Annotated in this window: 9 protein-coding genes; 5 read left to right on the forward strand and 4 right to left on the reverse strand. The window is 57.7% G+C overall.

The features are described 5' to 3' along the window. The first annotated feature begins 100 nt into the window (after nt 1-100). Complete coding sequence (locus tag ACUY4Q_RS10465) at nt 101-1327, forward strand: MFS transporter (protein WP_458046951.1); 1227 nt, start codon at nt 101-103, stop codon at nt 1325-1327. A 64-nt stretch (nt 1328-1391) separates the two neighbouring features. Then, on the forward strand, nt 1392-2072 hold the full coding sequence (locus ACUY4Q_RS10470) for a transporter substrate-binding domain-containing protein (protein WP_458046952.1): 681 nt from the start codon (nt 1392-1394) through the stop codon (nt 2070-2072). A gap of 6 nt (nt 2073-2078) precedes the next feature. Here the strand turns inward: ACUY4Q_RS10470 and ACUY4Q_RS10475 are convergent, their stop codons facing one another. Next, nucleotides 2079-3035 carry a cupin domain-containing protein gene (locus ACUY4Q_RS10475; protein ID WP_458046953.1) on the reverse strand — a complete coding sequence of 319 codons (957 nt, stop codon included), beginning with the start codon at nt 3033-3035 and terminating at the stop codon, nt 2079-2081. Between the two features lie 114 nt (nt 3036-3149). On the opposite strand from ACUY4Q_RS10475, the gene ACUY4Q_RS10480 reads away from it, so the two are divergent. Beyond that, nucleotides 3150-4358, forward strand: coding sequence for an MFS transporter (locus ACUY4Q_RS10480; RefSeq protein WP_458046954.1), 1209 nt, complete (start codon nt 3150-3152; stop codon nt 4356-4358). 122 nt (nt 4359-4480) lie between these two features. Here ACUY4Q_RS10480 and ACUY4Q_RS10485 read toward each other — a convergent pair whose 3' ends face one another. Both ACUY4Q_RS10485 and ACUY4Q_RS10490 read right to left on the reverse strand, forming a co-directional pair. After that, nucleotides 4481-4810 (reverse strand): DHCW motif cupin fold protein, encoded by a 330-nt coding sequence (locus ACUY4Q_RS10485; protein WP_458046955.1) that lies wholly within the window; start codon nt 4808-4810, stop codon nt 4481-4483. 16 nt (nt 4811-4826) lie between these two features. After that, complete coding sequence (locus ACUY4Q_RS10490; RefSeq protein ID WP_458046956.1) at nt 4827-5738, reverse strand: LysR substrate-binding domain-containing protein; 912 nt, start codon at nt 5736-5738, stop codon at nt 4827-4829. A 128-nt stretch (nt 5739-5866) separates the two neighbouring features. Between ACUY4Q_RS10490 and ACUY4Q_RS10495 the strand changes: the two genes are divergently transcribed. Then, nucleotides 5867-7216, forward strand: a complete 1350-nt coding sequence (locus ACUY4Q_RS10495) for an MFS transporter (RefSeq protein ID WP_458046957.1) — start codon at nt 5867-5869, stop codon at nt 7214-7216. Nucleotides 7217-7286: 70 nt separating this feature from the next. On the opposite strand, the gene ACUY4Q_RS10500 is transcribed toward ACUY4Q_RS10495, so the two are convergent. Further along, complete coding sequence (locus ACUY4Q_RS10500; RefSeq protein WP_458046958.1) at nt 7287-9992, reverse strand: winged helix-turn-helix domain-containing protein; 2706 nt, start codon at nt 9990-9992, stop codon at nt 7287-7289. Between the two features lie 198 nt (nt 9993-10190). Here ACUY4Q_RS10500 and ACUY4Q_RS10505 point away from each other — a divergent pair, with 198 nt between their 5' ends. Then, nucleotides 10191-10970, forward strand: a complete 780-nt coding sequence (locus tag ACUY4Q_RS10505) for an acetoin reductase (protein ID WP_458046959.1) — start codon at nt 10191-10193, stop codon at nt 10968-10970. Nucleotides 10971-11253 lie beyond the last annotated feature (283 nt).

An 11253-nucleotide genomic window follows, 5' to 3' on the forward strand; every position in this document is an offset into this window, starting at 1 on the left:
ACCGGAGCGTACAAGCAGTACGTGAGGATGTTGAGCACTGCCAGGTTTAAACTGACAAGTAAGATAGCCAATCGGGTCGGGCGCTTAATGGGATACGTTTATGGCACCGGTATTATCTGCTCGCGATGGCAGTCTGTTACAGCATCGTTCGTTTGTAGCGTTCTGGCTGGCACGCACCAGCTCAAGCTTTGGTTTTCAGATGCTCTCGATAATCGTGGGCTGGCAAATCTACTCCCAGACCCACAGCGCTTTTTGGCTCGGGATGATTGGTCTGGTGCAGTTCTTCCCCTCGGTGCTGCTGGCGCTGCCTGCCGGGCATATTGCCGATCAGTTTGACCGTCGCCGGGTGGTGATGTTCGGCCAGGTTTTTGAGTGGGTCGCCATCGCGCTGCTGGCCTGGTTTACCTGGAAAGGTGATGCCAGCGTCGGGGTCATTTTGCTGCTGATTTTTATTATCTCCAGCGCTAAAACGATTGAGTCGCCGGCGATGATCTCCATGCTCCCGGCGCTGGTGCCTGTCTCCATACTCCCGCGTGCCACGGCCGCTAATGCGGTATCCGGCCAGGCGGCGCAAATTGTTGGCCCGGCGCTGGGGGGCTTTCTCTATGCTGCCGGTGCGGATGTGGTCTATACCGTGACCGCCGGTCTGTATCTGGTTTCACTGATGCTGGTTCTGAGCCTGCGTTATGAACAGGCGCTACCGCCACGCACGCCGCCGACGCTGACCTCGCTGTTTGCAGGCGTCGACTTTATTCGTAAAAGACCTGACGTGCTGGGGGTGATTTCACTGGATCTCTTTGCCGTGCTGCTCGGTGGCGCGACCGCACTGTTGCCTATTTTTGCTCACGATGTCCTGCACACTGGGCCGATGGGGCTGGGGTTACTGCGAAGCGCGCCAGCCGTGGGTGCGCTGCTGGTGGGCTTCTGGCTTAGCCACCGGGCGCTGAAACGCAACGTTGGCCTCATCATGTTTATGAGCGTGGCGGGCTTTGGCGTCGCCACGCTGATCTTTGCCTTCTCAAGCTGGATGTGGCTTTCATTACTGGCACTGTTTGCGCTGGGCGGCTGCGACATGGTGAGCATGGTGATTCGTGGTTCGCTGGTTCAGCTCGATACGCCAGACGACATGCGCGGCCGCGTTAACGCGGTCAATTCTATCTTTATCAACACCTCTAACCAGCTGGGTGAATTTGAATCCGGGATGCTGGCGGCCTGGTTGGGGGCGGTGCCTGCCGCCGCGATTGGGGGGATTGGGACGTTAATTGTGGTGGCGTTGTGGATGAAATGGTTCCCCGGCCTTCGCCATCGTCAGCGACTGGAAAGTTAAGTGGGGGTGGGGCTGCTATGCTGAATAAAGACCGTTTCATCCATTGCTTCCCCTGGAGAGTCAGATGTCAGATAGCGCAGCCGCACCCTTACGTTTTGCCATCAATTTAGGCAATGCCGTCCTGGCGACCGAAGATGAGCAGGGCAAACCCAACGGGATCACCGTGGCGCTGGCTAATAAAATTGCCGATAGCCTCGGGCGGGAACCCGTGTTTTTGACCTATCCCGCTGCCGGGAAGGTGGTGGATGATGCGGGCAAAGACATCTGGGATATCGCGTTTCTGGCCATCGATCCTAAACGCGAAGCCCTGCTGCGTTTCACTTCCCCCTATATCACGATTCAGGGCACGCTGCTGGTCAGGGCGCACAGCCACTGGCAGAGCGTACAGGAAATGGACAAGGCTGGCGTGGTGATCAATGTGGGCAAAAACGCAGCTTATGATTTATGGCTCACCAGGGAACTGCGGGAGGCGACGCTGATACGCCATGACTCCTCTCAGGATGCCATCGAGGCTTTTCTCGACGGGGCAGGGGAAATGACGGCAGGTATCCGCCAGCCTTTAGAAAAAACCGCACGCGAACACCCGGATTTTCGGGTGCTGCCGGACAACTTCACCGGTATCCAGCAGGCGATTTGTGTGGCAAAAAGCGATGTGCGCTGGTTTTCTGCGCTAACCACACTCCTGGCGCAGTGGCAGCAGGAGGGGGTCATCGACAGTCTGACGGAACACGCTTTATCGCAGTAATAAGGTTTACACCTGATCTTCTGTCTGCCGCACTTCCCGCACGGCACCCGGCGACTGACCGACAATGCGCTTAAATGCCCGACTAAACGCGGCGAGCGAGCTGTAGCCCAGACGTAGCGCCACGGTTTCAATCGGCTGTTGCTCCTGGTTGATGTACTGGATCGCCAGCCGCATGCGTAACTCGCTGAGGTATTTCGCTGGCGTCGTACCCGTGGCCGCGAGAAACCGCTCAGCGAAGACCGACCGTGAGGTGCCCGCTTCTTTTGCCAGTTCCGCCACGCTCCAGTTGATGCCCGGTTGTTGATGCATCGCATAGATTGCCCGGCTCAGTCGCGGATCGCGCAGCACCTGCAAGCAGCCGTTGGACTTACCACAACCGGCCTCTACCCAACCGCGAACAATCAGTGCGGCGACCACATCGGCAAGCCGCGCCAGAATTCCGGCAAACCCCACCTGGCGGGTCAGAGATTCACGCTCCATCGCGGCCAGTAAGGGATGGATTTCCGGCCAGGTGGTCATTAGCCGGCTCACCATCATCACTTCCGGCATCGCTTTGATCAGCGGCTGCATCCCGCCCAGTTCGAAATCCATACACCCACTGAATATTATCGTGCTGTCACTGTCGGGGCAGGATTCACAGGTAATGGCACAGACATCGCCACAAATGGCTTCTGTCGGAAATGACGACACGGGGGTAACCGCCGCGTGCTCATCAGAGAGCAGGGCATGGGCATTGCCATTAGGGATAAAAAGCGCGTCGCCGCTGTTGAGCGTGAAGGTGGCGCCACTCGCCATTCGCAGCACTGCCGTACCCCGGCTGACAAAGTGAAACTGCGCTTTGCCTGGCGCGAAACCGAAGGCGACACCAAAGGGGGCGCTGGCCTCGATGCGGCGATATTTCACCCCTGAGAGGCGCATGCCGCGTAACAATTCGCTGATCAAATCGGGTGCCTGAACCGTCATGCCATAAATCCGGACGAATAATCAATAATCGAGGATTATATGTCATAGATCGTCCACGGTGAACTTCCTATGATTTGCGATGTAAGTCACATTTCAATAACAGGAGAGTAACAGATGAATTCATGCATCGCGGCGACCGAGGCCCTTGCGCCCGCAAAGCCCGCCTGGCGAGCAGTCTATTCACTGGGGTTGGGCGTTTTTGGCTTAATTACGGCAGAGTTTCTGCCCGCCAGTTTACTGACGCCAATGGCAGCAAGTTTAGGGGTAACCGAAGGGATGGCGGGGCAGGCGGTCACCGCAACGGCGCTGGTCGCGCTGGTAAGCGGCCTGTTGATTTCGGCGGCGACCAAAAGCATCGACCGTCGCTGGGTGCTGATGTTCTTCTCAGTGATGCAAATCCTCTCCAGTCTGCTGGTGGCCTTTGCCCCTACGCTGGAGGTGATGCTGATTGGCCGCCTGCTGCTCGGCGTTGCGATTGGCGGTTTCTGGGCCATGTCGACCGCCACCGCGATGCGACTGGTACCGACAGATAAAATTCCTCAGGCGCTGGCAATCATCTTTTCCAGCGTGTCGATTGCCACGGTAGTGGCGGCGCCGCTGGGTAGCTATCTGGGGAGTCTCATTGGCTGGCGTAACGTTTTTATTCTTTGCATCCTGCCGAGCGTCCTGGCGCTGCTCTGGCAAATGTGGGTATTGCCGTCAATGAAACCGGAGCACAGCGGCAGCCTGGGCACCCTGTTCAAGGTGTTGCGTCGTCCCGGCATGGCGGGCGGCATGCTGGCAACCCTTCTCATTTTCAGCGGACATTTCGCGTTCTTCACCTATCTGCGACCGTTCCTTGAAACCGTCGGGCAGGTGAGCGTCGAGAGCATTTCCCTGATCCTGTTAGGGTTTGGTCTCGCCAACTTTCTCGGCACGTCGATTGCCGGGCATCTGCTGGCCCGTAATCTTCACCTCACGCTGGCACTGGTACCGCTGGTGATGGGCGCGCTGGCGCTCACTATGGTGGCCTTCGGGCACCTGGCAGTGCTGGATGGGGTGCTGGTCACGCTGTGGGGCTTTGCTTTTGGCCTGGTGCCGGTCGGCTGGACCACATGGCTTGCGATCACCGTGCCCGATGAGGCAGAAAGCGCAGGTGGGCTGCTGGTGGCGTCTATTCAATTTGCCATTGGGGCCGGTGCGGCGGGCGGCGGAGCGGTGTTTGATCTCAGTGGCGCAAACGGCGTCTTTACCGGCAGCGGCCTGCTGTTGATCACCGCAATGGTGATTGTCTTTGCGGCGGTGCGGGTCACACCGACGGTGGATAACCGTAACCCTCAGTAATAAGACGTGTTACCGCGATAAAACGGCGCGAGGAGTAACATCGTCGCTGTGATGACAGGGTCTGACGAGAAGAGAAGCGTTTAGAAATAAAAGGGCGAGCACCTAAATGCTCGCCCGGACCGTTAATCGACAATAAACAGCTTCGCGCCGGTTTGTGTTGATGAGCGATGCGCTTCGGCATTATCTGCTACCTGGTAACTCACGCCGGGTGTGAGGAGAAAGGTGCGTCCATCTTCAAGTTCGGTATGCAGTTCACCTTCGAGGCAGAAGAGGATGTGCCCTTTCAGACACCAGTGATCGGCTTTATAGCCAGCAGAATACTCGACGATACGCACACGAATATCATTGAACTGCGCGCTGCGCCAGAGGGCATAACCTTCTTCACCGGGATGGCGAACCGGTTCAATATCCTGCCACTGCGTGAGTGCGAAAGGAATATCACTCATTTTCATTGTAAGGCTTCCTCTTTTAATGGGTGTTGTGTGACAACGTAACATCTTCAAATGCCGTCATTATCCACGTTCTCAACTGCTCAATATCCTCGCGAGCCGTTTTCTGCGGGTGAGTGACAAAGTAGTAGTTGCCGCCGGGCAACGCGCCCGGCAGGGCAATATGCAGTAAACCCTGCGACAGCGGATATTGAACCAATAGCTCACTGGCGAGGAGGACACCTTGCCCGGCTATCGCGGCCTGGATGGCGTGTGTCTCATCATCAAAGCGAATCCCTGTCTCTACCTTCAGGCTCTGGGGGCCATAGGCCCTTTGCCAGTGTTGCCAGTCCGGTTCCGGGGTCGGTACATGTCGGTTTTCAATATGAAACAGCGTCACGTTGTGCAAATCCTGAGGGGTGCGCAGCGTCAGTGATGGGCTGGCAACCAGCACAAAGCGATCGCGCCAGAGCAAGGTACTGTCGAGCATTTCATCGGCCTGCATGCTGTAGCGAATCGCGCAGTCGGCGATGGCTCCCCCGAGATCCACAAGCTGCGTGCTGCTATGCAGGCGTAAATCCAGCGCCGGAAGCGCGGTGTGCAAGGCGGAGAGCCTGGGCACCAGCCAGTTGGTAAGAAAGTTGGAGGTGGTGCTGAGGGTCAGCGCATCGGGCAGCGTTTGGGTATCAATCAGTGCCACGGCTTCACGCAGGGTGGCGAAGATGTTTCCTGAGGCGCGAAACAGGATCTCTCCCGCAGGCGTCAGGGTGACTGCCCGCGCTGAACGGGTGAACAACCGCTGCGCCAGATGCTCTTCCAGTTGGCGTATCTGATGGCTGATGGCCGTCGGGGTTACCCCGATTTCGTCTGCCGCCAGTTTAAAGCTTGCATGACGGGCGACGCTGTCAAAAGCGCGAACAGCGGTAAGCGGTGGAAGACGACGTTTTCTCATGGCTGAATTAAACTCATCTTAGGCTGAAATCTATGACTTTGAAATGGTTGTGGTATTGGGCGTAGCCTGTAGGGAAAGACGGTAATCCATGAGGATTATTCATCATATCTCACCAAACAGGAAGCCTGATGACGCACACTCATCTCATTGATAACGCCCCTGCGAAGCGCCGCCTCGCGCTGCTGGCGCCCGGTATCGCCCAGGCGTTGATTGCGCTCGATTACGCGATTGTCTACATCGCCTTACCTGCGCTGGCGCAGGATTTACACCTGTCGCCGGGTGAAATGCAGTGGGTTGTTTCGCTCTATGGACTGACCTTTGCCGGACTGTTGCTATTGGGCGGAAGCCTCTGCGACCGTTTCGGCGCGAGGCAGGTGTTCAGTGCCGGGATGGGGCTATTTTTACTGGCTTCGGTCATCGGCGGAATGGCGCACACGGCCTCAATGCTGCTGCTGGCGCGGGCGGGTCAGGGCATGGCTGCTGCGCTACTGCAACCCGCGATACTGGCGTTGATGGCCCAGCGTTTTGAGGGTGAGGCCCATCGGCGGGCGCTGGCGGTGTGGAGTGCCATCGGGGCACTTGGTCTGGTGGCCGGCGTCATGCTGGGTGGCGTTCTGGTCTCTGTTAACTGGCGCGTCATCTTTTTCATTAATCTGCCGCCGGGGTTGCTGGCGCTATGGCGGGTCAGACTGGATTTCTCGGCCATGCGTGCAGGCACCGAAAAATCGCCAGCGGGCCGGGGGGCGCTGTTGGGATGTGCCACTGCTGGGGCATTAGTCTGGGCGTTGATGCGTTATGCCGAAACCGGAACGCATGATTTTATCGCGAACCGTCTGGCATTGGTGATGGTGGTGCTGTTTATCCTTCATGAGCGCTTTGCTCAACACCCGCTCTTTTCACCACGGTTGCGTAACCTGTCGGGGCTGAAAAGCGGCTGGCTCAGTAGCGGCTGCTACATGGCAAGCGTAGGCAGCCAGTTTTATGTCATGACTTTACTGTGGCAGCAGAGCTGGCAGTTAGGGGCGGTGATGACGGGGCTGCTGTTTACGCCGCTGGCCGTGCTGATTGTGGTGGGTAATGCTCTTTATTCCTCGCTGACCCGCCGCTTTGCCAGCGCCCAGGTGCTGGTGGCAGGATTTGCCGCCGCGGCGTTGGGATTGGGACTTCTATCCGCGTCACTGCCAGTGCCGGTATCCTGGGGCTTTATGTTGGGGATCGCGCTCAGCGGCGTTGGCCACGGGCTCATCTACCCGGCGATGTTTGCGATTGGGCTCACCGCCACCCCTGCTGCGCTGCAGGGACGCGCCAGCGCACTGATGGCCACCAGCCAGTATATGGCGGGCGCCATGATGCTGGCCGCGATCACGGTGATATTGGGGACGCATCCCATACTGGAAAACTGGGTCACGGTCTTTCACTGGTTGACGGCTGCTGCGCTGGTGGGGATGTGCATTGCCCTGTGCGCCCCACGGGACTGAGGTGCGTGCCGCGGGATTGGTTCGTCGCGTCGTATCCATAAACTGGCCATGAAACGTGCTCGATTTTGCCCTAAACCAGCAAACCCCGTTTCCTCGCCTGATTCACCGCCTGGATGCGTCCATTTACTTCAAGCTTTTCATACAGCTGCTTGAGATGCCATTTCACCGTCTCAACGGAAATACCGAGCGTGCGGGCGATGGCTTTATTGGAGTTCCCTTCGGCAATCAGGCGCAAGGTTTGCTGTTCACGTTCCGTAAGCCGCAGCGTATCAGGCTGAGATGAAATGCCGAGCAGGTTTTCTGCTTCTGTGATGTTGTCGTCCGGGGCCAGATGTTCGCGCATCCAGCGCAACAGCGCAGGCAGCTCATGCCCGGCCTCATGCAGGCTGCGCGCCATTTTATGCTGCACGGCAAGCGCAAGGGCAGGTTTACAGGTCATCGCCGCCTGACGGGTCTTACCCGCCCGCCAGAGCGCCGCTGCCTGTAGCAACCGGACACGCAGCGCGAAGAGGGTCTCGCCGTGCGCCTCCTGCTCAATGATGACGGCATCAAGCCGGGTGGCAGCGGCCTGCGGTTGATTCTCGGCCAACAGCAGACGGCTTTCGCTCAGCGCACTTTGCCAATGGGCAATAAGATTATTTGCATCCTGTGCAAGCCCCGCCAGGGTATGAGCACACTGGCGCGCGCTGTGCGTGTCTTCCACATCCAGAAACAATTTCACGCGTTCGGCGAGAAGATCGATACGGACGCGCCACCAGCCCCGACGCAGTGACAACTGCTCTGCATGTATCAGCAACGCGTGAGCATCATCATATTGACCGTTTATTTGTGCCCAGCGGGCCAGAATGGCGTAACAGAGGCTGACGCCATCGGCCGGGCAACAGTCGTCAATCATACCCAGACGCGGTGCCAGCAGGGCATGGGCGGCATCACCCTCACCACGCGTCCAGGCGATAGCCGCAAGCAGGGGGGCCAGGGTTGCACCGCTGCTGGAGTGACTGCCGGTTTGCTGCTCGGCTTGCTGCCATGCCTGAGTCGCCTGCCGTTCAGCTTCATCAAGATTGCCCTGACGCAGATACGCCAGCGACAGCACGAATGCCCGGTAGACCTCAATAAACATGTTGCGGTTTTTGGCCATTCCCATGGGAAAGCGCTGTTGCACATCCAGTGTTCGCTGCGGATGAGCGAGTGCCAGATGGCAGTAGCTAAGAATGTTACAGACCAGCCCATCAACCCAGACGTCGTTACAGGGCACCTCTTTCAGCAGAGGTTCGACGAGGGTGATACTGCCGCTGATGTTATCGGCAAAGGCTTCACATATGGCGCGCACTACCCGCTGCTTTACCCAGGTCGCGCGGGGCAGCGGCGTGGTTTGTATTGCGACCATCGCATCAATCGCATCCAGTAGCTGGCGGGCGTCGGCAAAGTGAAAATGGTGGGCTAACGCCCAGGCCAGATTGAGTTGCAGCTCAATCCTGGAGGGATCGGGGGTGGCGGGCAGATAACGTATCCAGCGCACCATGGTGGCGATATCGCCTTCTTCCGCCAGCGATTGCGCCCCGGCCTCGGCATGGCGGGTGACCGATTTTCCCGCTGCCAGCGCGTGGCGAACGGCTTCCGCCCATAGCTGCTCTGCCGCAAACCAGTTCCCGGCCCGCTCGTGCAACAGGCTGATGTCACTGTCGCTTGTTTGCTGTAAACGCTGGAGAAGCACATCCCGCATCAGGGGGTGATAGCGAAACCAGAGTCCGTCTTCATCCAGTGCGCTGAGGAACAAATTATGGCTCTCAATCCACGCGAGCATGGCTTTACTTTGCGTTGACTGCGTGACAGTGTCACATAAGCTGGGATGCAGGCGATTGAGGACCGATGTTTGCATCAAAAATTGCAGCACCTCAGGCGGCAGAGGGGCAAAAATCACCTCCTCCAGATAACGGGCGAGGGAGCGTGAACCTGAGCGAAGCTCGCCCGTTAAGCGCCGCGGTGCCGTGCCATTGGGTAAGGCCAGACTCGCCAGTTTCATTCCGGCCACCCAGCCTTCGGTCAGAGACAGCAGGTGCGGAATATCCTGCTGTCTCACACCCGGCATCACCGAACGGGCAAAATAGTCTTGCGCCTCCTGAAGAGTGAAACGCAACTGGCGATCGTCGATTTCAGCGTAGTGATCCTGAAGATGCAGGCGACTAAGTGAAAACGGCAGATGAGCACGGCTGCCAATAATCAAATGTAAACAGTCCGGGGCATGATGAAGAAGCCAGTTTACGCCTGCATGGATCTCAGGGTCGCTTATGGTGTGGTAATCATCAAGAATCAGATAGAGCGGATGAGGGCAAGCGTGTAGCGCATTGGCAAGCCAGGCTAAAAACAGGGCACTGTCCGTGGCATCATCATTTGATGCAGAAAGGGCAACAGGCGTCTGAAGCCCATCATAAAGCGGGCTCAGTGCGGCGAACAGATAACGCACAAAGAGGGCGGGGGAATTGTCCTCCTCTTCCAGGCTGAGCCAGGCGAGCGCCTCTCCCTGCTGCTGTCGCGCACGATACCATTGCGCAAGCAATGTCGTTTTACCAAAGCCGGCGGCAGCACACACCAGGGTTACTCTGCCCGCGGTGGCCTCGTCCAGTTGCTGTAATAATCGTTCGCGTTGTAACAGTTCACCCGGCGTGCGCGGCGGCGTGAACTTAGTGAGAATCAACGGGAGTTTATGCGTAAAACGGAAAGGGTCGTCGTCAACGTTGTCAGGGGCGAACCGACCCTCGGGGGACAAAAACACCATGCAAGCGCCACCTCTTTTTTTGTTTCCCCGAGTGTACTTAAGGCCGCGCGGTGTCACCAGCATTACAGCGACTTAACGCATTATCCTGGTGGCCTACCCCCCCATCAGAGGGGGTAGGCCACCCCTCTCACCAGCGGTAGTGTAATGCCCATCTGCTGTGATGAATGCAGCGTTTTTTCAGGATGAGGTGAAGAAAGTATGGCTATCGAGAATAAAGTCGCCCTGGTAACCGGTGCAGGTCAGGGGATCGGACGCGGTATTGCGTTACGTCTGGCAAAAGATGGCGCGTCAGTCATGCTGGTGGACATGAAAGCCGATGCGCTGGAAGCGGTCGCGGCTGAGGTCAGAGCGCTGGGTCGCAAAGCGGCGACCTTCGTGGCGGATATCTCCGATCGCGAACAGGTCTATGAGGCGGTTGCCCAGACTGAACGTGAGCTGGGTGGCTTTGACATCATCGTCAACAATGCGGGCATTGCCCAGGTGCAGCCCCTCTCTGACGTCACGCCGGAAGAGGTGGATCGCATTATGCGCATCAACGTACAGGGTACCTTGTGGGGCATTCAGGCTGCCGCGAAAAAATTCGAAGAGCGTAAGCACAAAGGCAAAATTATAAATGCCTGTTCTATCGCCGGACATGACGGTTTTGCGATGCTGGGCATTTACTCCGCCACCAAGTTTGCGGTACGTGCGTTGACGCAGGCGGCAGCAAAAGAGTACGCCAGCCGTGGGATCACGGTGAATGCCTACTGCCCGGGCATTGTGGGTACCGGCATGTGGACCGAGATCGATAAGCGTTTTTCAGAGATAACAGGCGCACCAGTGGGCGAGACCTATAAGAAATATGTAGAAGGGATTGCGTTGGGTCGTCCTGAAACGCCGGATGACGTGGCCAGTCTGGTGTCGTATCTGGCTGGGCCGGATTCCGACTACGTGACCGGGCAGGCGATTTTGATTGATGGCGGGATTGTGTATCGCTAAGTAAGCCTCAACGGGATCTCACGGCGCGTGTCTGGCGCTACTAACGGATTCCGTTCACTCTGCTCTCTGGCTTCCCTGGCGCATCTCTATACAAAAAAGCGCAGGGGAGGCTCGCCTGCCTTGCAGCTCAGTCTCCCGCCATAAAAATCACCCCGGTTTCGACAGAATGCAGCTTATACCTCCTGCTCATGGTTTGGGCGAAAGCCACTCTTGATGCCCTGTCCGCTGCATCGTTTAGCAATATTGCCGACAAGACACGCAAACTGAATGACCCACTGCGATG

This window comes from Phytobacter cepae (genome assembly GCF_054165735.1).